The sequence below is a fragment of the Gluconobacter sphaericus NBRC 12467 genome (genome assembly GCF_006539125.1).
In the GTDB taxonomy this organism is placed as follows: Bacteria; Pseudomonadota; Alphaproteobacteria; order Acetobacterales; family Acetobacteraceae; genus Gluconobacter; species Gluconobacter sphaericus.
On sequence record NZ_BJMK01000029.1, the window covers coordinates 1 to 22,693 of the forward strand.

At 52.4% G+C, this 22,693-nt stretch carries 20 protein-coding genes and 4 pseudogenes; 11 read left to right on the plus strand and 13 right to left on the minus strand.

The annotated features are described in order from the left end of the window. On the minus strand, positions 1–298 hold a 298-nt coding region (locus GSP01_RS12015), incomplete at its 3' end, for a nitrilase-related carbon-nitrogen hydrolase (RefSeq protein ID WP_304363367.1). A gap of 384 nt (positions 299–682) precedes the next feature. Here GSP01_RS12015 and GSP01_RS15465 point away from each other — a divergent pair. Next, positions 683–781 (plus strand): annotated as a pseudogene (locus GSP01_RS15465) (IS481 family transposase); the annotation flags it as partial. A 95-nt stretch (positions 782–876) separates the two neighbouring features. Here GSP01_RS15465 and GSP01_RS12020 read toward each other — a convergent pair. Next, positions 877–1,800 carry a hypothetical protein gene (locus GSP01_RS12020; RefSeq protein ID WP_141353870.1) on the minus strand — a complete coding sequence of 308 codons (924 nt, stop codon included), beginning with the start codon at positions 1,798–1,800 and terminating at the stop codon, positions 877–879. A gap of 274 nt (positions 1,801–2,074) precedes the next feature. On the opposite strand from GSP01_RS12020, the gene GSP01_RS12025 reads away from it, so the two are divergent. After that, positions 2,075–4,192, plus strand: coding sequence for a tail fiber protein (locus GSP01_RS12025; protein WP_167495542.1), 2,118 nt, complete (start codon positions 2,075–2,077; stop codon positions 4,190–4,192). Positions 4,193–4,325: 133 nt separating this feature from the next. Next, positions 4,326–4,951, plus strand: a pseudogene (locus GSP01_RS15245) (IS5 family transposase); the annotation flags it as partial. Positions 4,952–4,960: 9 nt separating this feature from the next. Here GSP01_RS15245 and GSP01_RS12035 read toward each other — a convergent pair. Further along, positions 4,961–5,749 carry an AraC family transcriptional regulator gene (locus GSP01_RS12035; RefSeq protein ID WP_141353874.1) on the minus strand — a complete coding sequence of 263 codons (789 nt, stop codon included), beginning with the start codon at positions 5,747–5,749 and terminating at the stop codon, positions 4,961–4,963. Positions 5,750–5,835: 86 nt separating this feature from the next. On the opposite strand from GSP01_RS12035, the gene GSP01_RS12040 reads away from it, so the two are divergent. Continuing rightward, the gene (locus tag GSP01_RS12040; protein WP_141353876.1) at positions 5,836–6,561 is read left to right on the plus strand and encodes an O-methyltransferase; all 726 of its coding nucleotides are present in this window, start codon (positions 5,836–5,838) and stop codon (positions 6,559–6,561) included. Between the two features lie 294 nt (positions 6,562–6,855). Beyond that, positions 6,856–7,566 carry an SDR family NAD(P)-dependent oxidoreductase gene (locus tag GSP01_RS12045; RefSeq protein ID WP_141353878.1) on the plus strand — a complete coding sequence of 237 codons (711 nt, stop codon included), beginning with the start codon at positions 6,856–6,858 and terminating at the stop codon, positions 7,564–7,566. Positions 7,567–7,685: 119 nt separating this feature from the next. On the opposite strand, the gene GSP01_RS12050 is transcribed toward GSP01_RS12045, so the two are convergent. Next, entirely contained in the window at positions 7,686–8,510 is an 825-nt protein-coding gene (locus GSP01_RS12050; protein ID WP_141353880.1) for a helix-turn-helix transcriptional regulator, read from the minus strand. A gap of 99 nt (positions 8,511–8,609) precedes the next feature. Between GSP01_RS12050 and GSP01_RS12055 the strand changes: the two genes are divergently transcribed. Next, positions 8,610–9,506 carry an SDR family oxidoreductase gene (locus GSP01_RS12055; RefSeq protein ID WP_141353882.1) on the plus strand — a complete coding sequence of 299 codons (897 nt, stop codon included), beginning with the start codon at positions 8,610–8,612 and terminating at the stop codon, positions 9,504–9,506. A 274-nt stretch (positions 9,507–9,780) separates the two neighbouring features. Here the strand turns inward: GSP01_RS12055 and GSP01_RS12060 are convergent, their stop codons facing one another. After that, positions 9,781–11,004 carry an FAD-dependent monooxygenase gene (locus GSP01_RS12060; RefSeq protein ID WP_141353884.1) on the minus strand — a complete coding sequence of 408 codons (1,224 nt, stop codon included), beginning with the start codon at positions 11,002–11,004 and terminating at the stop codon, positions 9,781–9,783. An 89-nt stretch (positions 11,005–11,093) separates the two neighbouring features. Here GSP01_RS12060 and GSP01_RS12065 point away from each other — a divergent pair, with 89 nt between their 5' ends. Continuing rightward, positions 11,094–11,690: a TetR/AcrR family transcriptional regulator gene (locus GSP01_RS12065; RefSeq protein WP_141353886.1), complete on the plus strand. Its 597-nt coding sequence runs from the start codon at positions 11,094–11,096 to the stop codon at positions 11,688–11,690. 48 nt (positions 11,691–11,738) lie between these two features. Here GSP01_RS12065 and GSP01_RS12070 read toward each other — a convergent pair whose 3' ends face one another. Continuing rightward, entirely contained in the window at positions 11,739–12,890 is a 1,152-nt protein-coding gene (locus tag GSP01_RS12070) for a serine hydrolase domain-containing protein (RefSeq protein WP_141353888.1), read from the minus strand. An 89-nt stretch (positions 12,891–12,979) separates the two neighbouring features. On the opposite strand from GSP01_RS12070, the gene GSP01_RS12075 reads away from it, so the two are divergent. Beyond that, positions 12,980–13,414, plus strand: coding sequence for a MerR family transcriptional regulator (locus tag GSP01_RS12075; RefSeq protein ID WP_141353890.1), 435 nt, complete (start codon positions 12,980–12,982; stop codon positions 13,412–13,414). Positions 13,415–13,561: 147 nt separating this feature from the next. Here the strand turns inward: GSP01_RS12075 and GSP01_RS12080 are convergent, their stop codons facing one another. From GSP01_RS12080 to GSP01_RS12095, 4 genes are read right to left on the minus strand one after another with little or no spacing between them, the layout of a single operon-like run. After that, a complete protein-coding gene (locus GSP01_RS12080; RefSeq protein WP_228123844.1) occupies positions 13,562–16,087 on the minus strand; it encodes a TonB-dependent receptor plug domain-containing protein in 2,526 nt (841 codons plus the stop codon). A 57-nt stretch (positions 16,088–16,144) separates the two neighbouring features. Beyond that, positions 16,145–17,428 carry an MFS transporter gene (locus tag GSP01_RS12085; protein WP_141353892.1) on the minus strand — a complete coding sequence of 428 codons (1,284 nt, stop codon included), beginning with the start codon at positions 17,426–17,428 and terminating at the stop codon, positions 16,145–16,147. A 49-nt stretch (positions 17,429–17,477) separates the two neighbouring features. Then, positions 17,478–18,053, minus strand: a complete 576-nt coding sequence (locus GSP01_RS12090; RefSeq protein ID WP_141353894.1) for a peroxidase-related enzyme — start codon at positions 18,051–18,053, stop codon at positions 17,478–17,480. Continuing rightward, positions 18,050–18,538, minus strand: coding sequence for a hypothetical protein (locus GSP01_RS12095; RefSeq protein ID WP_141353896.1), 489 nt, complete (start codon positions 18,536–18,538; stop codon positions 18,050–18,052). The genes GSP01_RS12090 and GSP01_RS12095 overlap by 4 nt, the downstream gene beginning before the upstream one ends. A 138-nt stretch (positions 18,539–18,676) precedes the next feature. On the opposite strand from GSP01_RS12095, the gene GSP01_RS12100 reads away from it, so the two are divergent. Both GSP01_RS12100 and GSP01_RS12105 read left to right on the plus strand, forming a co-directional pair. After that, a complete protein-coding gene (locus GSP01_RS12100) occupies positions 18,677–19,660 on the plus strand; it encodes a LysR family transcriptional regulator (protein ID WP_167495543.1) in 984 nt (327 codons plus the stop codon). Between the two features lie 21 nt (positions 19,661–19,681). After that, positions 19,682–21,142 carry an FAD-dependent oxidoreductase gene (locus tag GSP01_RS12105; protein ID WP_141353900.1) on the plus strand — a complete coding sequence of 487 codons (1,461 nt, stop codon included), beginning with the start codon at positions 19,682–19,684 and terminating at the stop codon, positions 21,140–21,142. Between the two features lie 39 nt (positions 21,143–21,181). On the opposite strand, the pseudogene GSP01_RS12110 reads toward GSP01_RS12105, so the two are convergent. Further along, a pseudogene (locus tag GSP01_RS12110) lies at positions 21,182–21,392 on the minus strand (IS5/IS1182 family transposase); the annotation flags it as partial. Beyond that, positions 21,310–22,080: a GNAT family N-acetyltransferase gene (locus tag GSP01_RS12115; protein ID WP_307722865.1), complete on the minus strand. Its 771-nt coding sequence runs from the start codon at positions 22,078–22,080 to the stop codon at positions 21,310–21,312. The pseudogene GSP01_RS12110 and the gene GSP01_RS12115, both read right to left, overlap by 83 nt. On the opposite strand from GSP01_RS12115, the gene GSP01_RS14775 reads away from it, so the two are divergent. After that, positions 22,053–22,355, plus strand: a complete 303-nt coding sequence (locus GSP01_RS14775) for a hypothetical protein (protein ID WP_167495545.1) — start codon at positions 22,053–22,055, stop codon at positions 22,353–22,355. The two genes, GSP01_RS12115 and GSP01_RS14775, sit on opposite strands and share 28 nt — an antisense overlap. An 88-nt stretch (positions 22,356–22,443) precedes the next feature. Here GSP01_RS14775 and GSP01_RS12120 read toward each other — a convergent pair. Then, a pseudogene (locus GSP01_RS12120) lies at positions 22,444–22,693 on the minus strand (IS5/IS1182 family transposase); the annotation flags it as partial.

The following is a 22,693-nucleotide window of genomic DNA, read 5'->3' on the forward strand; positions in this document are numbered from 1 at the left end:
GGTGAGCCTTCATTTTCGCTGCAAACGAGCCAATCCGCGCCGTTTCTGCTCCTGGCACGTCAATGGCAGATTTCCAGTAACGCAGATAATCCTCACGTCCTTCTGGAAAACGGCTTCCCAGAATTGCACCGAAACTTAGCCCTTTTGGATACCCGCCAACATACGCCTCGGGAAACACTGCAAGCTCAACGCCCTGTGCCGCAGCCGCTTCGCAATGGGCCTCCATCCGATCCAGTGTCTGAGGAGTGTTGAAAAGACTGGTTCCCGCCTGAATAACGGCGACGCGATGCTGGCTCATGTCCGGATCTCTCATGCATGTGGTGAATTAGGGTGACAGGAAGAGTGGAATTTTTCCCATTATCGGGCAAATTGATGGTTTTGATAATCAAAATGATCATGGTCGATATTTCACGTCTCGATTTCAATCTGGCCACCACGTTTCGGACACTATGGGACGAACGTAACGTCTCCCGAACTGCATAACGGCTGTCTCTGAGGCAGTCTGAAACACTTCGGGATTTTCGGAGACCGGTCTGTGTAAATTACGCAGCCATGTGGACGTGGTTTATAGCGGCGTAGAACGGCTTCTCGGTCTCGGCCAGAGCGCGCGGTCGTATGAATTGCCGGACACTGCCGACGTACGGCTTGATCCCGGCCTTAGTCAGACGCTCGGTGTAGCGAAGGGCGAAGGTTCAAGGCCCTGAGTGGCCTCACACCTTGCGAATGCATCGGCAAAATATGGACTTCAGAGTCAGAAAAATTCATCAATCGCAATCATTAAAACATGGGACTAAAAATTTAAGACGATTCAACAGCAGTATTCCTTTGATCAAGCTTTTTCCTAGAGAATACAGCCATCCGGCAGGTGCTATCAGTTCATGTGGAAATCGGTAGTTGCCTCATGGAGGCTTCCTCGCTTCTCAGCTTCTGTGCTTCGATGAAGGCTGATGCGCTATGAGCCATTTTGAGGGCTTGTAGAACATAATGGTCTTGCAACAGTTGTTCTGAAATCCACGTGCCTCGGTCATCTTGTCCATAGTGGCCAGCATTTTGTACTTTTGAAAGCAATCTGGCGACGTTTCCGCGAGAAACACCATAGTGTTTGGCCATTGCACTGGCGCTACCAAGAGCAATATAAACGCGGCTGGCGTCTGACGGCGTCTCTTTTTGTGCTCGTGTCATTTCATTGAGAATAGAGATTCCAATCGTTGTGTTGACCAGGGGGGCAATCGACGGCGGGGGCGCATAATAGACCGGGTCATTGAGCATGTGCCGCGCAAAAATCGGGTGCATGTGGGTTAAAATTCGCGGATCTGTACTGGCGATGTCAGCACGCCCGGCACCATCGATCAGATCCAGTCCCTGCAGATTGATCTGAAGATAGAGATAAAACATTTTTTCGGAAAATTCTGTCATGGCATAGGCCCGCACACGCTGGTCTGCCTTGGGCAGCAAGGTGATATAACCTCGTGTATGAATTTCTTTCAGATAGCTCGTGACCGTATTGGGACTGGCTATTCCCGTATGTTCGACCTCACGAAAAAGATTGGTTGCCGTGAGTGGTGGAAGATCCGGATTAATCTGGTGTGAAAAATGCAATGCAAGTGCGCCGTGGGTCATAACCCAGCGACGTAAATCAGCGACATAGCGGACTTCCCGCGGCATTTGCCTGTGGATCGACAGAAGTTGCTGGTTACAGAAATTCAGGCACTGAAGGAAGCTCGGCAATGCCATCAAATCATCAACTGTGTAGGTTGGCACGGTTTTGTGATCGGAGGATGTAAAGTCAGCGTATGTCATACAAATGCCCAACAAAATGATCAGGCATCATCTTTAGAGGTCTGCCGGATGAAGGAAATCCCTTTGTCGCATTTTTGGTGAGATTCATGTTTCGACTTGTTTTTTTTGAGGCTGAGATCGAAACTGGATAAATGTCTTTTAAAAACAGTCCATTTTACAGAGATGCATTTGTGTATGTGATCTTTTATTACGCCAAATACGACAGGAAAAAGTATCAAAGGCGCGCATCTGTATGACTACTGGGGGATTTGACAATAATCAGCAGACTATAACGTTGACGCAGGCGATTGTCGTCAGCGGCAGCTTTCTATCTGCCGCAAGCTCCTCGGATATGCCGATAGCAATGATCCGAACCTTTGCTTTTGACAATATTTTAACGTCAGTCACCTTAAAGGATCAGGGTCAGCTTCTTACCATTAAGGGCAACGAGTCGTTGTTTGTTCTTCTTGGTACGATATATGGTGGAGATGGTAGTCAGAATTTCAATCTTCCAGATCTGACAGGAAAAGTAGAAGTAGGAAGCCAAAGCAGTGCGTCTTTGGGACAGGTGACTGGCGAAAGCCAGACCACGCTGACCGACGACCAATTGCCGCCGGCATTGGGTGGCGTCAGCCAATCAGTGAATAACGCTCAACCTTCACTGAACGTCAATTATCTCATTCGCGTGACGAGTGACTCGTCTTCGCCGGGATTTGTGGGAGAGGTTGACGCTTTTGCGGGGTCAACCTTCATGATCTCTGGTGGGCAGTTTCTTGTAGCAGCTGGGCAATTACTGCCTATCGCCGAATACCCCCAGTTATATGCGGTAATTGGCACCACTTATGGCGGAGATGGACAGGCAACATTTGCGCTACCTAATCTGACTGGGCGCAGCATTATCGGGACATCCAGCACGTTAAAACTGGGGGCTGTTGTAGGAAAGCAGACAGTCTCGCTGAGTAATGCGAACGTCCCTGTGTCCGATGGAGGTAAAGGCACGTCCTTTGACAATCGTGCTCCCGGGCTTGCACTGAATTACATTATCTGTGTCGACGGTGCTTATCCTAATGCAGGTAGCGATAATGGTCCCGTCATGGGTGAAATCCGTGCCTATGCAGGATCAGCGGCCTCCATTCCTCAGGGGTGGGTACTGGCGAATGGCGCACTGCTGCCCATTGGGCAAAATGTGGCGCTTTTTTCTCTTTTAGGCACAACTTATGGCGGTAATGGCACTACGAATTTTGCCCTTCCGAATCTTTCAGATACAGTTGTTGCCGGAAGTGGCGGGTCTCAGAGTTTTGGTAAGACTTACGGAAGCAACACTGCCATTCTGAGCGTATCTGGAGGGGCCTGCTTTTGCAGGGGAAGCCGTATACGCACGGTCAGAGGCGATATTCCCGTAGAAGAGATCCAAATCGGCGATCATATTGTTGCCTTTGATGACGACGTAACAGAGGGCACCATCAGGCAGGTAACGTGGGTGGGGCAATCGCGTGCAATCGTTCATGTGCGTTTGCCGGATGATGAAGCTGGCTATCCGGTGCGTCTGTTGAAAGGGGCGATTGCACACAACGTCCCTTACAAAGACATGCTCATTACATCAGAACATTGTCTGTTTCTTGACGGTCGGTTCGTCCCGGTCCGCATGCTTGTTAACGGGCGTTCGATTTTTTTCGATAAAAGCATAGTATCTTACGATTATTATCATGTGGAGACAGAGGAGCACTCTGTCATTATGGCCGATGGTGTATTAACTGAAAGCTACCTCGATACCGGTAACAGACGCGGCTTCGATCAGAACGGTCCGGTTGTCTCAATTAGGCAGAGCCGTAATTTAACTTGGGATGATGCGGCGGCCCCTCTCGATGTTTCGCGCCATTTTGTTGAACCTCTGTTTCGTAACCTTCAGTCACGGGCCGATCACGTCGAATATTCGGGGCGGTCGCAAGCAGCGATTCTGACATACGAAGATGGGTTACGTCTTGTCACTGAAGCCGGGCAAATTCTTCATCCTATCCGCAAGGCGAAAGATCGGGTCATGTTCAAGATCCCTTCTGGCGTAAGGTCCGTTCGTATTTTGTCCAATGCCAGCCGGCCGTGCGATGTGATCGGTCCTTTTGTGGATGATCGCCGTATACTTGGTGTGTTGGTCGGCAATATAAAGCTTTTTGAATCTGATACGTCGACGACGTTGATCTCCCATTTGCATGACACTGATCTACCTGGATGGAACAATGTCGAAAACGGTACGATGCGCTGGACCAATGGAAGTGCATTGCTGCCGCTTCGCTCTCGGTCGACTGACAATATAGCTATCATGGCGCTTCAGATCCACGGCGGGGGTCCATACTTGGTGTCGGATAGTTGCGCCAGCCCTATGAGATTGAAAATGGAGGGAGCAAAGAGGCGTTGATTGATATGTCGAGCTTATGATGTTGGGCTTTTATCATACTGATTGATGGTTCCCCCTTTGCGTCTTGAGTCGATTGAAAATCATCATTCGTTGGATTGCCTTGTTGCGGTCAACTTCCCCAAGGCAGCCGTGCATGTTGAACGGCATCATTTTTGTGAACCGCAATGGTCTGCGCTGGCGTGATGCACCCCGGGAATACGCTCCACACAAGACGCTGTACAACCGCTGCAAGCGCTGGGGCGACATGAGCATTTTCATGTAGATGATGGATGGCCTGCCTGCTGCGAAAGCCGAGCCCCGGACCATCATGATTGATGCGACGTATCTCAAAGCGCACCGCACGGCCTCAAGCCTGCGGTTAAAAAAGGGGATCCAGGCCGCCTGACCGGGCAGATAAAAGGCAGCACGGACACGAAGCTGCATGCGATCACGGATCAGAACGGACGACCGCTGCGCTCTTTTATGATTGCGGGACAGGTGAGTGATTGCAGCGCGGCCTCTGTGCAGCTGGGCAGTCTTTCTGTAGCACAATGGATGCTGGAAGATTGTGGGTATGGCGCCGACTGGTTCTGGGACGCCCTGGAAGAGAAGGGATAAAGCCCTGTATTCTGGGGCGGAAATCCTGCGGAACCAGTTGAATACAACAGGCGGAAATATAAACGCCACAATCGCATCGAGATCATGTTCAGGCGTCTCAAGGACTGGCGACGGGTCGCAATACGCTATGACAGATGCCCGACCGTCATTTTTTGGCGATGAGTCCTGAGCCTAGCCGTTGCCGCGCAAATACATTTTTTCACGATAGGCGGCGGGAGTTTTTCCGAAAACCTGACTAAACACGGCAATAAATGCACTTGCTGTTGCATAACCCAAGTCAAGCGCGATGAGGTTTACGGATTGGCCTTCGGCAAGCATCTCCAGAGAACGTAATAGTCGCGCCCTCTGCCTGTAGGTCCTGAAGCTAAATCCTGTTTCCTGTACAAATCGTCTGCTGAGCGTGCGCTCACTCACCGCAGCCCACGATGCCCATGTCTTAACGTCACGTGCATCGGAAGGGTTATCAATTAAGGCCTGAGCTACGCGTTTGACTCTTGGATCACGCGGGAACGGCAAACAAAAATCTTCGGAAAGCAATGTCGAGATTTCATCCAAAATAACACGAGCAATTCGATGTGAAGCTTCATCGTATGGCCCGGTTTTCCAACTTGCTGCGCGTACTACGGCCTCTAATAATAGGCCTGAATTTCGGATCGTACACGCCTGTGACGGCAGATTTCGACAGGCTTCCTCGGAAATATAAACCGTCCATCCCTCCATCGGGCCGTGAGAGCGGTTCCAATGTACCGTATTCGGCGGAAACCACACGGCATGAACTGTCGGTACGATCCAGAGGCCCGCATCGGTTCCGACTGTCAATAAACCTTTCAGAGAGCCGAGCAACTGACCTTCAGAATGACGGTGTGGCGGAGAGGTTCGCTCCATGGACTGACGGCCCATTGCTGCGACTAACAGGCTTCCGGAGGGCATGGGTACGGCGAGTGGGATCGTTGCATGCATATGGCGGCTCAGCGATATATAATGGCCTAAACGCTTTATATCCGCCTTTCATTGAGATGCTAGGTCTTGAGGGAAGGAGAGTTTGAATGACGAAAAAAAGGCAATCCTCGAAGGTCTTTGCAGACAGGCTCACAGTTCTTGATCCTGTTGCCCAACGTGTAATCGACACTCTCATCACGACTGCAAATGCTCAGAGAGCGCAATTACTGAAGCGTTATCTGCCGCAGTTGCCTGCGTTATTGATGGGGCGTTCAATCAATTTCAAAGAAAAAATGAGTTTTTATGATGACAAGCTTCTCCCAATCGATCGCGAGCAGGGTGAATTCTTGTACATGCTTCTCCGGTCGCGAGGGGGGCAGTGCGCTGTCGAGTTTGGCACGTCGTTCGGGGTATCCAGTATTTACCTTGCTGCAGCGATACGGGATAGCCAGACTGGCGGACGTCTTATTGGGACGGAAATGGTTGCTGCTAAAGTCGTCTCTGCCCGTGCCAATATCGCTGCTGCAGGCTTAAGCACCTATGCCGAAGTCCGTGAGGGTGATGCGCGTTTGACGCTTTTAAATCTCGCATGCGAGGTGGATTTTCTTTTGCTTGATGGCTGGCCCACGTTGGCAATGGATATCCTGCGACTGGTCGAACCAAAATTGTCTAATAACGCGATTGTGGTTTTGGATAATGTAGGACATTTTCGCGGCAACCTACGCTCACTGACGAATTATCTAAAAGAAGATCGACGTTATGTTGTATCTGAACTTCCGTTGCATGGCGGCATGATCATTGCGATTTTTAAAAAATCGTGCCCCCAGCTGTGAAGCGATCCTGCAGAATATATTGGCTTTCTCTGCCAGTCAGATAACTGATTGCCGCTCCGATCCGCGTTTCTAAAAAAGCCCAAAAAAAGAAATGCTGACGGCTGCACGATGAGCGTGATGACGTTCAAAAAGTCGCCGGGGAATATACAGTCAGAAGATTTAAATCGGGCGTCGTCATCAAGTATCCATTCCGTTTTGGAGTGGCCTTACACGCAATTATTGTTTGCATAAGAAGCATCTGGCGAATGTCTGTGATCTACATATATTGAGGGAATAACACAAAGGAATCACGGCATGGACAGCCTGTCATACCCACAAGAAAAATCGATCCTGCTTGTTGGAGCGTCACGTGGCCTTGGGCTAGCGATGGCGGCCGAATTCGTAAAAGAAGGATGGCACGTCGTCGGCACTGTGCGTGGCACTACTCGGACCGGATTACACGATCTGGCCGACGCCAATCAGACCCAGATCACGATTGAAGAGCTCGATTTCACCCAACCCACACAGATCGCCGCACTGCGCGACAAAATGTCCGGACGCACTCATAATATGCTGTTCATCAACGGCGGAACAGCTAACTACAATCAAGGCGAGACTATCGCGGAAGTATCAACAGATGAGTTTATGAGAGTCATGTTGACCAATGTACTTGGCGTTATGCGTGCCGTGGAGGGCTTGCAAGATCTGGTAAGTCCCGACGGCCTGATCGGAGTCATGTCGTCTGGACAGGGTAGCGTTTCCAATAATGAGCGGGGCGGTCACGAGGTTTACCGGGGCAGTAAAGCGGCACTCAACCAGTATATGCGCTGCTATGCTGCTCGTCATGCCAATGGTCGCTCGTTAGTATTAATGGCGCCGGGCTGGATCCGTACCGCACTGGGTGGGCCGGAAGCGACATTTACCATTGAGGAAACGATCCCGCAGCTGGTCAAAACATTAATTGCGCAACAAGGAATACCAGGCCTGCGCTTTATTGACAGGTACGGAAAGACTGTATCGTGGTAATATATCACCGCACTCCGCAGCGACGACAATCCAATATAAATTAAAAACTTCATCATCTAGGCTATAATTATGTATGTTTATACATAATGACCGACAAAGATCGCCTTATCACTCTGAATTCACCGAGCGTCTATGAAGGATCTTACTCGGATCATTTCCTGTTCGCTTGCCGGATGATAGGTCGTCATCGTGAGATCTGACCGACCTTCCACCGAAAAGCTGGAGAATTCCAGGCTCAGAGCACCTAGATCCGGGTGGTGTAGCCTTTTGATGCCGTCACCAGGTCCTACAACATCATTGTCCCGCCAGAGCTCATCAAATTCCGGGCTCTCAGCCGAGAGTTCCGTAACAAGGCGGTTAATCTCCCTTGATGCCCCTGCGCGGATAACATCAGCCCTGAATGATCCGACAACATAACGTGCGACGGCTTGCCAGTCCTCTTGGGCGGAACGCACGCGTGGCTCACTGAATATCAGACGCAGGATGTTGCGTCTCTCAGGAGGGAGTTGCGCATAGTCCGTAAGAAGCAAGGTAGCGGCCCTGTTCCATGCGACGATGTCCCAGGTGGCTGTACGGATGGTCGCAGGTGTGAACGGCATGCCATCAAGAACGTGCTGCAAGCGTTCCGTAATACCGTGGTGCTTCCGGTAGCGGATTTCAGGCGCATGACCCCGCGCAAGGATAAAGAGGTGTTCGCGTTCAACTTCGGTTAGCAAAAGGCCGGTGGCCAAGCGGTTGAGCACGTCTGCAGATGGCGCTCCGCCCCGGCCTTGCTCAAGCCACGTATACCACGTTGGGGAAATGCTGGATCGCTGCGCAACCTCTTCCCGGCGAAGCCCGGGCGTGCGCCGTCGTTCGGATTTCAGCCCGAGCGCCACAGGGTCCATGCGTGTCCGACGGTCACGCAGGAAGTCCCCTAGAGCGTTACCGTCTTTAAGACTCATATCGAACCTATTAAAGATTATACCATGATAACGTCACTACTTTAACTGGATAGAATTTAGAGCAAGCTGGCCGTTCGAACAATCTGTGGAGACAGGTCCATGCGTGTATTTTTGACAGGTGCAACCGGATTCGTCGGGGCCAGAGTGGCTGACCAACTCCTGGCAGGCGGACATCAGGTCCTGGGACTGACGCGATCAGATGCTGGTGCCCAATCGCTGATGGCAAAAGGAGTGAACGTGTATCGGGGTACACTGGAAGACCCGGACAGTCTGCGATCCGGTGCAGCCCAGGCAGATGCTGTAATTCATACAGCTTTCGATCATGATTTTTCGCATTTTGTAGAAAACTGCGAAAAAGATCGCCTCGTAATAGAGACCATTGGAGCCGAACTGAAGGGTTCAGATCGGCCATTCATTATCACGTCCGGGACTGGGATGGGCAGCCTTTTGCCAGGAGCGGTTGCAATGGAAAACGTCTTTAATGCGAACAGCCCAAACACTCGCGTCGCGTCCGAACTTGCTGGTCAGGTGCTACAGGATGCTGGGGTCAATCTCTCAGTTGTGCGTCTTCCACAGGTGCACGATACGGCACGTCAGGGACTTCTCACACAATACATCGAAATTGCGCGCCAGAAGGGCATCATTGCCTATCTTGGGGACGGCGCTAACCGTTTCGCCGCGGCACATGTACTGGATGTCGCTTTGCTATATCGCCTTGCCCTCGAAAAGGGAGAAGCAGGAGCGCGGTATCACGCAGTTGGTGAAGAAGGGATATCAGTTCGGAGAATTGCTGAGACACTGAGTGCTGCCCTTGATTTGCCAATGATGTCTTTGCCCCCGGAAAGGGCTGAAAGCCATTTTGGCTGGCTCGGAATGTTTGTTGGCATGGATCTTCCTGCATCAAGCATCACGACGCGGGAGCGCCTGAACTGGCAACCGGTTGGTCCTGGCCTCATTGAGGATCTGGAACAGGTTGCTATGACCACAAATAATTAATTGTTGTCGATCTCGTATAAATTTTTAGTTTCGCGGGATCGTAAGGAGTTCAGAATAATCGACGTGTCGGAACGTTATGTCATTTTCGAGCTATGTTGATGGATGAATCCGATAAAAGTGTCGTTGCGTCGACTGTCTGGAAATACTTCTATACTATTTTGTCGTGTTGTGGCACTATTACACTGTGATGCTTTTGGTTGGACAAGGAAAATTCGATCATGTTTCTACCTTCAAAAGGTAGAAACATGATTTCTTGCATATCTGTATATTCTCTTTACACGGTCCTATAGTCAGGAAGATGCAGAAAATTATAAACTCTCGCTCTACGTGCATCAAAGATGCCTTCCGTCCCATTGCGGGCGATTTCAGAGAGAATATGGTTGCGCACCTCAATATCCCTCTGCGTTTTGGGTAAGAAGAAAGCCCCGTTATCATCGGTTGCCAATGTCTGGTTCGCTTCAGAAAACGGCCGTACGAGATGTTCGTAGGCCGCAAACGCCTCTTCTGGAGTGTCACATACCGCCAATTCCCCCGCCAACACATAGGCCCCAACCAAAGCCAAGCTGGTACCTTGGCCTGATCGAAAAGAAGGTGCACACGCCGCATCCCCCACCAGCGCTACACGTCCTGCAGACCAACGAGGCATGCGAATTTGACTGACCGTATCGAAATATAAATCGTCGGGTGCCTCCATTACATTGAGAAGATGTGGAACCTTCCAGCCCATGCCGGAAAAAACAGCCCGCGTGCGCTTCATCTGTTCTTTTGCATCACGAGAGAATTTTTTTTCTACTTCGTCTATCTCAAAGGCGAGGAAACCAAAGGCACTAGGGTTATCCTGAATGGCCCAGACCCCGGCTGTACGCCCCGGCTCAGCATGAATGACTGCGCCGTGTGAGACCTCCCCGTCGTTTGGTATAGAGAAAAGATTGAAGCAGAACCCGAGCGAATGCCGGAATAGTTCTTCAGGACCAAAGACCAGATTGCGGGTGTGAGAGTGTAAACCGTCTGCACCGATGATGACATCGTATCGCGCTACTTCACCATTTGTGAATCCAACATCCACGCCTTTACCGACATCATGGAGCGAGGCGATTGAAGCATCGAAGCGATAATTCACTCTGCCACCGCGTGTAGCTTCATAGAGTAATGTCGTAAGAGTGCCGCGCGGGAGTTCGACATCACGTTGTTTATTGCCAATGGCCTCGTAGATCGGAATGTTGCCGAGGACATGGCCCGCACCATCTACAAAGGTCACATCACGAGATGCTATATGTGCCTCCTGGATTTGTGACAGAAGCCCCATGCGCTCGACTACATCAGTTGCCGTACCGCGCACATCGATCGGGTATCCCCCCGTCCGGATGGTTGATGCCCGTTCAACTACCGTTACATCAAATCCATAATGATCGAGCCAGAAAGCAAGTGTCAGTCCTGCAATACTGGCACCGGAGATGAGAACGGAGCGGTGCTGCGCTCGAACCATTGGAATGCTCATATTATGCACCTAGAATAAGACTCGAAAAGCATCTTATCTGATTTATAATAGTGCGCAATAAGATTCGATATGCATCTTAATGGAAAGCCATGAGACCTCAGAAACAGACACGACGACGCGGTCCCGCACTGGAAAAGGCCATTCTGGAAGCAACGTGGGCAGAGCTAATAGAACATGGTTATGCAGGCCTGACGCTTGAAAACGTTGCACGTCGGGCAGAAACCAGCCGTCCAGTGCTACATAGGCGCTGGCCCAGTCGAACAGCGCTTGCAACAGCAGCGCTAGCTCAGCAGTTTGCGCGCACGTGTATCGTCATTCCTGATATGGGCAGTCTGCGCGAAGAACTCTGCCAGCTTCTCAGATACATGTCAGATCGTGCCGGCTCCAAAGACCTGCAACTGTTCTTCGATATGCAGAAGGATCTCGTTGCCGAACGATCAAGTTTTTCTGATATACGGGCACGGATCGTCGATGGGAGTCAGTTTCACTCTATTATTGAACGAGCTATACGGCGGGGGGAAATCGATCCAGCACATCTTACGCCCAGAATTATGTCACTTCCCCTGGACCTTACCCGTCACGAAATGATGATGACATTCCAACCTTTATCCGATGAGGCTATTCACGAGATCGTTGATGAAATATTTCTCCCATTAGTGCGACAAAAAAAATCATTTCAAACGTAACGTATTTTTGCTCGTGAATATTAGTTGCGACTTCCGGTATGAAGAACGTTATTTTGCAATAGCCGCATATACCGCGCGTATCAGCCTATCATTTTCTGGTGCGGCGGCGAACGGGACAGGCGGGCGACGTCGACTATAAGCATATGCAATTTCATTCCGCGGATCGGCAAAAGCCTGCTGACCACCAGCACCGCTGTGACCAAATGCTCCTTGAGCTACCGCAGGATAATATTCGGAGGGGAGATGAAATCCGGCTCCAAACGCCCTGTGATTGCGGGTTACCAAATCGTAGCCGATAGAGTGAATCTGCGAAAATTGTGTGGTGATTTCGGGGCGTAACAACGGTTCCAGATTATCCATGGGGCTAATAGCTGAAGCATACATCCGAGCGAGAGCTCGTGCAGAGGCCACGCCGCCAAATGATGCTGGCCCACGCTCTCGTACAATCCTGAAATTAGGCAACTCCCATACTGCGGGATTTTCTGGGTGATGCCGGTTAAAAGCAATGTCCGACAAGTTGGTTGAACCGACTGCATGTCCAGATGTTCGGGTTGAATGCTCCGGAGTAATTAAAGGTAATTGGGCCTCTAAGAAGCGATGCTCCTCTTCTTTTGGAAGGCCTAGAAAAAAATCGACGTCGCGCGCAGTACGAATACGAAATGCGAAATGCTCTTGAATGGTCCAGCCAGTAGCACGAAAAACGACCTCTCCTGTGAGGGCCGCAATGACAAGCGCATGATACCCGAAAGCGGTACCTGGGCGCCAGTAAGGCCGCTGCTGGCCAATCCTCTGGGCGACAGCGCGATCGTCTGAAAGCTCATCCAGTGAAAGCCCTCTGTCTGGCCCTGCGAGCCCGGCTCGGTGCGCCATCAGCTCACGCAGGCTAATATCAGATTTTCCGTTTGCAGAAAATTCTGGCCAGTAGTGACTAACGCGCTCGTCCAGATTGAGAATGCCATCCTGCACAAGGAGTGCGACGACAAGGTGGGCCGCCCCTTTACAGGCCGAATATACGCCACATAGAGAATCTCCGTTTACGCCTGCTCCTGCCCAAAGATCAACGACGCATTCTCCTTGATGATAGACAACGAACTGTGCCGCAAAATCGTTGCCCTCATTGGCTATTAGGCATGCAAATTCCTGTTTTACTGCTTCAAACCGCTCAGAGGTTGATCCTTGGAAAGCGAAATTTTCTGGCATGATTAAGCTCCGTTCAGGCGTGTGTCTGATAGAGGCATACGAGTTCAAGCCAACTTGAGGTCAAGGCCTTAATCGACTACTTATGAGGCATGATGATAGATGCCCTTTCCATCGCTGAGGTGGCGCAGCGCTTCGGCATTCGGGCCTCGGCCCTGCGCTATTACGAAGATATTGATCTTCTCAAGCCCACCTTTCGGAAATCAGGACGTCGCTATTATGCTCAAGCAGAGCTGAGACGTCTTGCGCTTATCCAACTCTTACGCAAAGCGGGATACCTATCCTTAAGCGAAATTGCGAATATACTGGTTAGCAACCGTCATGATCAAATCGTTAGAAATATCTTAGAAGAGCGCGTTAAAATACTCGATCAGAAGATCGAGGCTGCCATTACGACAAAGAAATATCTTGAACATCGTTTGACCTGCCCGCGCGAAGATCCCGTCAACGACTGCCCTATTTTGGCTGGAGAGGTGGACACTTGGCTGGCCAAGTGTTTAATCTCAGGATTTAATGTGTTGGATTAATAGAGCAGTCATCAAAGCTCTGGATTTCTTGGAAACCTCCACTCTCTTGGGAATGCAGAGTGGAAGTCAGGCCTGAGAATTTTCATTTGGAAAAATATTAACGTAGGCATAAGGCGCATCAATCAATGCTTATGAGATTGTTCCATTTCAGAAGTTGAATGAGGCCTTGGCGTAGTAGTAGCCTCCCATAAAGCCGGATGGGGAATAGGTGGCGTAACGATAGGAGCCTGTTGGAGCGGCTGCAGCAGGATTGACCTGTGTAGGATATTTATCGAACAGGTTGTTGGCTCCCACCGAAACATGCCATTTTTTGGTAAGGGCGACATCGAGGTTGATGTTGGTGTTCCACTGTGGACGGACATGCGTCCATAAGGAGGAAGCCTGTGTCGGGCTGACAATGAAGATGACGCTGCCATAGCGTAGTTCCTGCACACTGACGGTATAGCGACCTTTGTGCCACGTGAGAGACAGTGTCTCGCGGTTTTTTGGCGATGTGCGCAGAAGATCGTTTTGTGAGAACTGGTTATAATAGGATTGGCCATAAGCCGCGAGAATAGCCGGAGTCTTGCGGTAGCGTGATATCTCGGTATCAGCGATATTCACGTAAACGCCGAATTCCAGACTATGGCCTTGCGGCAGGTGCCAGAGATAGGTGGCATTGATGTCACCCCCATTCGTGACGGTATCGACCGGGTTGGTATAGTATTGGACGAAGCGTACGCCAGAAATTCCCTGCTCCTGAAGGAGGTTTTCGATAGCGGTTCCGCCGAAATTGGACGTGCTTTCAAGACGGTCGTTGATACCAATTCTGTACAGGTTGGCAGTGAGATGGAAATTATCGACAGGGGTGGCATCGATTCCGATGCTGTAGCTGCGTGAATATTCCCCTTTACGTCCTTCACCGCCCAGCAGCCGTGTGACTGTACTGTTAGAGGCCTCATAAGCTGTTGTGTAGCTCGGAGTGGAGGAGATGGTGCTGTAATAAAGGCCTCCGAGGCTCGGAGGGCGATATCCGCTGTTGATATTGCCTCTGACCGCCCATCGCTTGCTAAAATTATAACGTGTGCCGACAGAGCCGGTGTAGGCCGTGATGGTATCCGAGTAGTTTACCGCATGACCTCCAGCAGTCCATTCCCACTTCTTGGTCGCCCAGGCGTCAAAATTGACATGGCCGTCGAAGATATCACGATAATGATTACCTGCGGCTGAGGGTGGGGTTCCAGCATAGGCAGAAGCGCCGGGAGAAGCGAGTTGACCTTTGTCCGGACCATCAAGAATGGGCACACCACCATTGCCCCAGGACTGGGTATCACCTTGCGTCATCTGGAATGTGTCATGTCGGTACTCGCCCCCGAATTCTACCCCTAGAGGTTTGGGAAGAAACCCAAGGTTATAGTGACGAGAGGCCTTGAAGCCGGATGTCAGCTCGGAGGAAATATCTGTTCCGTTATAGAATTTGGTCTGGCTGTCGAGACCGTAAGTTGGACTGATGGTGTCATAAGCACCAAAGCGGAGCTGATCGCGACCATAGGTCGTATAAAGATCCCAACTCCAACCCAGAAGGTTCTTGCCGCGCAGGCCGCCATTGACCTGGAAATCGTTTTCTTCTGCCGTCAGATGAGGAGAAAATCCATTCGGGAAAATGGCGCGGACGTTTGAATCGTTATTGGACGTGCGAAAAAAACCTGGTGCGTCGACATCCCGGTGGCTGTAGGTCGTCGTATTATACAGCTCGACATCATTGCTTAGTGGAACAGAGCCGTTGGCACTGAAGGTCTCGAGCATTGAACGGCTGAGGCCCTGAATACGGTTCACATCGTTGCCAATGATGGATTCACGCGGGTCTCGCTGCCCGTTGGGAAGGGAGAAATATTTCTGCGTCGTGTTCAGGCCGGAGCGGTTGGTAGGCTGCTGGTGTGTCACCTGAGCCGCGAAGTCCATGTAGCCGCCGTTATGGCCCAACGCGACCCCGTAGTCGCCATATCCGTCGATTCCGACACCGTCGCCTGCGTAATATCCGCTGTCCTGAAGGGTGACGGAGCCGTGATGTGCGCCGGTTTTCAGAACGATGTTGACCGCACCGCCGATTGCATCCTGTCCGTACAGGGCCGTAGCCCCTTCGGTGATGATTTCGACATGATCGACAGCGCTAAGTGGGATCAGGCTGATATCGGCAGGCTCGGAGCCGGTAGCGGGGCCGGTATTGTAGTTAAAATTCGCGCCGACATGTCGCCGTTTGCCATTGACCAGGATCAGGGTCTCATCAGGTCCGAGGTTTCGCAGGATCATGATACGCGCGACGTTATTGGACCCAATTCCGCCGGCGGGTGGAGAATTCACGGCAGGGACGGTCTGGGCCAGAGCTGCCAGAACGCTGGTCTGCCCGGTAGCCAGAAGCTGTTTTGCCGTCACGACTTCCACATTGGTCGTGCTGTGGCGCGGTGTCATGTTCGACAGGGCGGACATGGCGCTGGCCTGCGCCCCGATGACACTGATTGATTCGCTTGAGGGTTTGGATTGGGATAGCGCGGATACCTGAGCGGCCTTGGCGGATGTTTTCCGGGAATGAGGCGGCAGGGGCGCCAGATCGGCGGCCCGGGCACTGTCCACAAGGGCATTCGTGCCGAAATCGAGACCGAACAGCAGTCCCGCAACCATATGTTTTGTCTTCATGGTCAGTCTCATTCTGTTCCGATGCGCGCAGGCATGCGCAGTGGGGAAGCGGCCGGTTCAGGAGGCCGCATTAGGGCGGCGTAGCGAAGGACTTATGAGCAGTGCGCATGCAGCGATGACGCCGATCAAAACGCCCGTCATGACGAAAAAGGCAGGAGCCATGGCGCGTCCGGTCACGGTGATGAGCCATGTGACGATGAACTGGGAGCCCCCTCCGACGACCATCACTACGGCATTGTTCACGATGGCCAGCATCGTTGTGCGTGTCTGGGGAGTGAGGATTTCGGTGATCAGGGTAACATAGGCACCCAGAAACATACCGCTGGCGACAGAGAGTGCGACTTGCAGGACAACAAGGCGTCCGATTGACGGCGCGCTCAGAAGCCAGCTGTAGAGAGGCCAGATCAGCGCAAGATAGGAAGCAAGGGCCGCGAGGATAATCCAGCGCTTTTCGATACGATCCGAAAGATAGCCACTGAAGGGGACGACGAGCAGCATTGATGCAGCCGCCGACATTTGGACCAGATAGGCATGGGTTACGGAGAGGTGCAGCACGCGTGAGGCATAGGTTACGACGTAGCCGTAAATGATATAGAACGAGACCGTACTGGCCGTCACAAGGCCCATACCTGCGGCGATCTGACGCCACTGTGCTCCAAAGCTTCGGTAGAACGACGATGCAGCGGGTGGCGTGCGGGGACGTATGGCTGCGCCCCGGGCAGCCGACAGACGGATCAGCAGAACGACGGGCACGATCAGCAGACCCAGCGCGAATGGTAGCCTCCAGGCATAGGCATGAATGGTGGCTGTGGAAAAAAATGTACTCATCGCATAGCCCACGGTTCCTCCCAGAACCTGTGCAATGATCTGGCCCGTGATCTGCCAGGAGCCAAAAAAACCGCGGCGTCCTGCAGGTGCCATTTCCACCAGAAAAGTCGTGGAAGTCGCGAATTCGCCGCCTACGGAAAAGCCCTGAAGCAATCTGGCAACTGCAATCATGATCGCACCTACAGGGCCTGCCTGCTGGTATGTAGGTGCGCACGTCATCATGGCGACGGCAATCGCCATGATGACCATTCCGAGCAGCATTGAAGCCTGACGTCCGCGACGGTCGCCGTAATATCCCAAGACAATTCCACCAATCGGGCGGCTGACGAAGCCGACCGCGAACAGGGCGGTGCTCAGTAACAGCCCTCCCGCTCCCCGATGGTTGGAATCCGCGAAGAAAAGATCACCAATGAGCGGGATCATATAAGAGAATATTGCAAAATCGTACCATTCGAGGGCATTCCCCCCGATTGCGCCAATGACGGCTCTGAAATTCCGTCGTGTTTCAGACATGCACTATGCCACCTTATCTTGGGGAGTGATGCTTCAGGCCATGTGGCCGTCAGGGAGTAATCGCTTCACCCAGTGTGTGCATGAGCCTATTGGCCCAGCCGAAAATTGCGACTGAACAGACGAGGTCGAAAATCTCCAGATCCGTCAGGCCGCCGGTGCGGAGTATTTCGATATCCGTGGGAGATATCTCTCCCGGTGTGCGAGTCAGCTTGAGAGAGAAATCAAATACGGGCTGCCAGTAATCGTCCAGCGCAGCTTCCTCACCCTCCGCGAAAATCTCCTGGATCAGGTCCTCGCGTCCGGTCATCTGTAGAAAACGGGCAGCATGAACGGATGTGCAGTAGATGCAGTGATTGTGGATGGAGGTCGCAATGGCACCCATTTCGCGACCTGCGCGTGACAAACCGTCCCGCCCGTACATGATGGCATTGAAGAGGGGAGAGCGGATGGCAAGGCTTTCAGGATCATGTGCGAGTGTCAGCACATAATCGGAAATTTTGCGGTTGGACGGCGTAACCTTCATTGCGTCCAGCTGTTCGGGCGTGGCCTCTTCCAGCCTGACAGGGCGGATATAGGGCAGCCAGTCCAGCGTTGCAGTAGTGAAATTGTGGACCGGACGGCTCATGATGCGGTCTCCAGAGCACGGAGCCCGGGAACCAGGCGCGTGAGGTAATTGATGCAGGCAACAAGTTCGGCGAGCTGAACAATATCGGCGTCTTCCAGCCCCGACTTTTGTAAGATCACGATATCCTTGCGGGTGGCCTTGGCGGGGTGCAGCGTGACCAGATCAGAATAGGCAACTATGGCGGCCGTGAATGTATCCATAGGTGGTTGTGCAGACGTGTCGGCAACAGCGCTCCATTCGTCTGCTTCAGGAAGACCTGCCAGACGTTCCAGATAGATCTGCCGCAGCGTGTCCACCTTGCACTGCCCTGAGATGCGCGCGGCGATGGCCAGTCGTAGCGGGTATGAAAGCCGTCCCGGCTTTCTGGGAGTAACAACGGCGTCGTTTGCCGCATAGCTCATTTCAAGCAAGGTGCCACGCTGGGCGAGGAAATCCTCGGCTGGGCAGTTTGACGCTGCCTCCCTCAAAAGCTCCAGAATATCCATTGTCGAAGCCTGCCCCTCAAGATTCCTGTTCAGCGTTAGTGTCAGCCTAGCATGTCGATAATGAATGGCAACGAATTTTCATTACTATTATGCATTATGGCTTGTGGGGATATAAAAATCCCTTCTATGATTGGTGTTATGGAACTGGAATGTCTCAACATCAGGCAGCTTGAAGCGTTTTGCGCGGTCGTGTCCGCGGGAAGTCTGACGGCAGCGGCACGACAGCTTGGCCGGTCCCAGCCAGCCATGACGCGACTCATTCAGGATTTGGAAGAAACCGTTGGATTCGTGCTGTTCCACAGGAACGGTCCCAGAATCGTCCTTTCGGAACAGGGAGGTATCTTTCATACTGAAGTCGACCGCTTCCTGAGTGGATGCTCATTGCTTGTAAAACGTGTCAATGACATCCGGAACGAGATTGCCGCGCCATTCGAGCTGAGTGCCATTCCAGCCATGGCCAATGGGGTGTTGCCTGCGGCCCTTGCCTGTCTCCCTGCAGATTTGCTGCCAGAACATGTTCATCTTCAGTCTGTTCCGGCCGCACAGGTGACCCTGTCCGTGGTGGCTCGACGGGCTGGACTGGGTATTACGAGTTTCCCAGTGGATCATCCGGAAGTGGATGTCCTTTGGATTGGAGAAGCGTGCTGTATGGTGGCGCTTCAGGAAAATGATCCACTGGTTAATCAGGAGGCAATCAGCCTTCGACAGTTCAAAGACCGGGATATCGTAACGATTGCCGATCGGTCGCGCTTGAGGGGACGCATTGATGCCGCTTTTATGGCTGAAAATGTCAGACCTCGCAGGATTTTCGAATCAACAGCCAGTGTGACAGCCCTCTCTATGGCAAATGCAGGGCTAGGGGTGGCCATTGTGGACCCTGCCACAGCGTCCGGGATGTCGATCAAGGGTATGACCGTCCGTCCGCTCGCGGAGCGGATCCCGTTTTTCTTCGGTGTGATTAAGCCGGGCGGGCATATTCTTTCTCCAGGCCTCGCCGCGCTTTCAGAAGCTCTGAAAGCCGTTGCGACCCAGCGGTTGTCTGGCTTCAGACTGCATGGCCGGGCCTCATCTGAAATTATCGAAGAGGCATTATGCGGGTATGACCCCGCGCTTCGTTCTTGAATCTGAGAGATCAAGCCTCCCATGGATGACGTTACAGATACGATGAGTGGTATTGAAACTCTGAACCAACGTGTTCGTGAAGAACTGAAATGGCTTGAGTTTCCGGCCAGATCCTGGGTGCCGGAGAGGGAGCATCAGGGCGAGAAAGTCCATGATGTTATCGTCATCGGGGGAGGGATGGCGGGTCTGACGGCTTCCGGAACGCTCAGGCGCTACGGAGTGCTGAATCATGTTGTTTACGATATGGCGCCGAAGGACCGGGAAGGACCGTGGGTTACCTATGCCCGAATGGACACTCTGCGGTCTCCCAAGACGCTGACAGGACCATGTCTTGGGATACCCGTCCTGACATTCCGTGCCTGGTACGAGCATCGTTTCGGCGTGCAGGCATGGGAGACGCTTGGACTGATTCCGAGAACCATGTGGATGGAATACCTTGTCTGGTTCCGTGACGTACTTGAATTGCCGGTCGAAAACGGGGTCCTTGTCCAGAAAATCGATACTGCGGATCATGGTCTGCTCAGGCTGAACATTTTGCGCAATGGCAAGGCGGAAGAGGTTCTGACGCGCAAGGTTGTTCTGGCGACGGGGCGTGACGGCCTTGGTGGCGCCTATATGCCGGACGTGATCCGAACACTTCCCGAGCATTTGCGGGCGCATTCGGCCGATATGATCGATTTTGCGGCCCTTAAAGGCAAGAGGGTGGTCGTGATCGGGGCCGGGGCGTCGGCGATGGACAATGCGGCAACTGCGCTCGAGCAGGGGGCCGCGCAGGTCGATGTCTTGGTCAGGCGGGGAGATATACCACGGATCAACAAGTTCACCGGTATTGGAAGCCAGGGTGTCGTGCAGGGGTTCGTCAACTTACCCGACGAATGGAAATGGCGTTTTCTGGACGCCACACTCTCGGCCCAGACGCCTCCGCCACGTCCAAGTGTCCTGCGTGTTTCGCAGCATCCGAATGCTTTCTTCCATCTGAACTGTCAGATCGAAGAAATCGCTGCGGATGGAGATGCCCTTGAACTCATAACATCACGCGGTGCGCTTGCGACAGACTTCATCATTGCAGCGACAGGCTTTAATGTTGATCTGGTAAAGCGACCTGAACTTCAGGTTTTCTCTGACCGGATACGTTTCTGGAAAGATCGTTTCGTCCCGGCTCCTGATAACCGCTACAATGGTGTTATCAACAGTGAGTTGGCCAATTCACCAGATCTTGGCCCCGCGTTCGAGTTCCAGCCAAAAGCTGACGTCATTTGTCCGGATCTACGGAATATTCACTGCTTTTGTTTTCCGGCGACTCTGTCTCATGGCAAGGTTAGTGGAGACATTCCGGCCATCAGTGATGGAGCAGATCGGCTCGTGAAGGGAATTGTAAGTCATTTTTTCAGCGAAGATTGCGCTATTCACTTCCGTAATTTGGAGCAGTTTGAAACTCCGGAACTTGTGGGAGACGAGTGGCAGGATACGTCATTGTCTTGATGGTAACTGTTGAGGGAACGTTGTATTGGGCAATATGCGTCATAGGCAGAAGATGACGGTTGCAGCGAGGCAGATGGCCGAGAAGAAGGCATTCGGACATCTGTCATAGCGTGTTGCAACACGCCGCCAGTCCTTATGCCTTCAGAGCATCCCGGACCCAGTCAGCATCATAACCCGGATTCGCCAGCAGTTGCTGTGCCATGGGAAGACTGTCCAGCAGAGCAGAAGCTTCGGTGTAAGCGCTGACTTGGAGGGATCGAAAAACCGTTATCCGTAATCAAATCAATGGGTCCTGAGCCTAATTCAAGCCATTCGCGCCTCAAAAGAGCGTATCCGACCTCGTCATGCCAGCAGCCATTAAAATAACGACTTTCGACCGTCTGGCTTTCCTGTCGGAGACCAAGTCTTCGCATTAAGCGCTGCGAGGCATCGTTTGCAATAAGGCAATGGGCCGTCAGGCGATGGAGAGGTCGATGGGCAAAACACCACTCGATTAGCGCCGTTCCAGCCTCCAAAGCATAACCCTGTCCTTGATGATTGGCAGCGAACCACCAACCGATGTCCCCCTTTTGCGGCTCCTCCGCACCAATGAACACGCCGACCTCTCCAATTAGGCCGGGTTTGTCGCTTTTCTCGACCGCGAGCATTCGCCAACCATAAGCTTCCGGCGCCATACGTGACTGCGCGGCGAGAAACAATTCGGCTTCCTTCAGCTCCACTGGCTGCATCATCTGGGCAGCGAGCGCCGCTGTATCGTTTCGGTAAGCTAGATAACGATAGAGATCGTCAGCATTCGGCGTCCTAAGTCTCAGGCGTTTGGTTAAAAGAGGTGCAATCAAAAGGATTTCTTGCTCCGCGCCAGATCGATGAAGGCCGGTGCATCGTAGGGTAGAGATTGCCATGGGCGCAAATGACGGCCCAGGTGACCGGCGCTGCATTGGTGCAAACCAGCCTTCTGAAAGCCATGAGCATGTCCGTTCTAAGAAACAATGGAGTGCGTTTCGGTGTCCGACATGAGGCGCTTGCCGCCTCGGCATGGTCGAACGCGCTTCTTAGCCCACGAATCGCTCCAGGTGCCTACGAACGTAGACCGGATGCGGGCGATGGGCAGGATAATCCGTTCAATTTGTCGACCAAAAAGACTGCTCAATTCGCTCTGTATGCGATTGTGGGCCACGAGCAGGCCCAAATGGAGGGATCGAAGAACCCTTGATTGATTACCCTTGCGCCTGATTTCTGGTTGCTGGTCCTGATTTTCACTCTGCGTTTTGAGCAGAGAGAGGGTTTCATGCTCTGGATTGCTACGCGGCGGCGTTAATCCTCTCCAGGAAGAGGAAGCGGCGCATGTTGTAGACGATATTGGCCAGCCCGATCCTCATGGTGGCCCGAGTGATACCGACAGTTCGGATGAACAGACCCATTTGCGATTTCTGATCGGCAAAGACATGCTCGACACGGGACCGGATCACGGACTTTCCTGCATTGGACCGCTGGATATGGAGTGGCATGGGTTTGAGATGCGGCTTCTTCCTGTGAACCTTTGAGACAAAG

Excerpts from the sequence above, each read along its gene's own strand:
- GSP01_RS14775 (WP_167495545.1), top strand. The coding sequence starts at position 22,053 with ATGACGGCCCAGGTGACCGGCGCTGCATTGGTGCAAACCAGCCTTCTG.
- GSP01_RS12080 (WP_228123844.1), bottom strand. The coding sequence starts at position 16,087 with ATGAAGACAAAACATATGGTTGCGGGACTGCTGTTCGGTCTCGATTTC.
- GSP01_RS12065 (WP_141353886.1), top strand. The coding sequence starts at position 11,094 with ATGAGACCTCAGAAACAGACACGACGACGCGGTCCCGCACTGGAAAAG.
- GSP01_RS12105 (WP_141353900.1), top strand. The coding sequence starts at position 19,682 with ATGGATGACGTTACAGATACGATGAGTGGTATTGAAACTCTGAACCAA.
- GSP01_RS12020 (WP_141353870.1), bottom strand. The coding sequence starts at position 1,800 with ATGACATACGCTGACTTTACATCCTCCGATCACAAAACCGTGCCAACC.
- GSP01_RS12045 (WP_141353878.1), top strand. The coding sequence starts at position 6,856 with ATGGACAGCCTGTCATACCCACAAGAAAAATCGATCCTGCTTGTTGGA.
- GSP01_RS12095 (WP_141353896.1), bottom strand. The coding sequence starts at position 18,538 with ATGGATATTCTGGAGCTTTTGAGGGAGGCAGCGTCAAACTGCCCAGCC.
- GSP01_RS12070 (WP_141353888.1), bottom strand. The coding sequence starts at position 12,890 with ATGCCAGAAAATTTCGCTTTCCAAGGATCAACCTCTGAGCGGTTTGAA.
- GSP01_RS12055 (WP_141353882.1), top strand. The coding sequence starts at position 8,610 with ATGCGTGTATTTTTGACAGGTGCAACCGGATTCGTCGGGGCCAGAGTG.
- GSP01_RS12100 (WP_167495543.1), top strand. The coding sequence starts at position 18,677 with ATGGAACTGGAATGTCTCAACATCAGGCAGCTTGAAGCGTTTTGCGCG.
- GSP01_RS12090 (WP_141353894.1), bottom strand. The coding sequence starts at position 18,053 with ATGAGCCGTCCGGTCCACAATTTCACTACTGCAACGCTGGACTGGCTG.
- GSP01_RS12040 (WP_141353876.1), top strand. The coding sequence starts at position 5,836 with ATGACGAAAAAAAGGCAATCCTCGAAGGTCTTTGCAGACAGGCTCACA.
- GSP01_RS12075 (WP_141353890.1), top strand. The coding sequence starts at position 12,980 with ATGATGATAGATGCCCTTTCCATCGCTGAGGTGGCGCAGCGCTTCGGC.
- GSP01_RS12085 (WP_141353892.1), bottom strand. The coding sequence starts at position 17,428 with ATGTCTGAAACACGACGGAATTTCAGAGCCGTCATTGGCGCAATCGGG.
- GSP01_RS12115 (WP_307722865.1), bottom strand. The coding sequence starts at position 22,080 with ATGCAGCGCCGGTCACCTGGGCCGTCATTTGCGCCCATGGCAATCTCT.
- GSP01_RS12050 (WP_141353880.1), bottom strand. The coding sequence starts at position 8,510 with ATGAGTCTTAAAGACGGTAACGCTCTAGGGGACTTCCTGCGTGACCGT.
- GSP01_RS12060 (WP_141353884.1), bottom strand. The coding sequence starts at position 11,004 with ATGAGCATTCCAATGGTTCGAGCGCAGCACCGCTCCGTTCTCATCTCC.
- GSP01_RS12035 (WP_141353874.1), bottom strand. The coding sequence starts at position 5,749 with ATGCATGCAACGATCCCACTCGCCGTACCCATGCCCTCCGGAAGCCTG.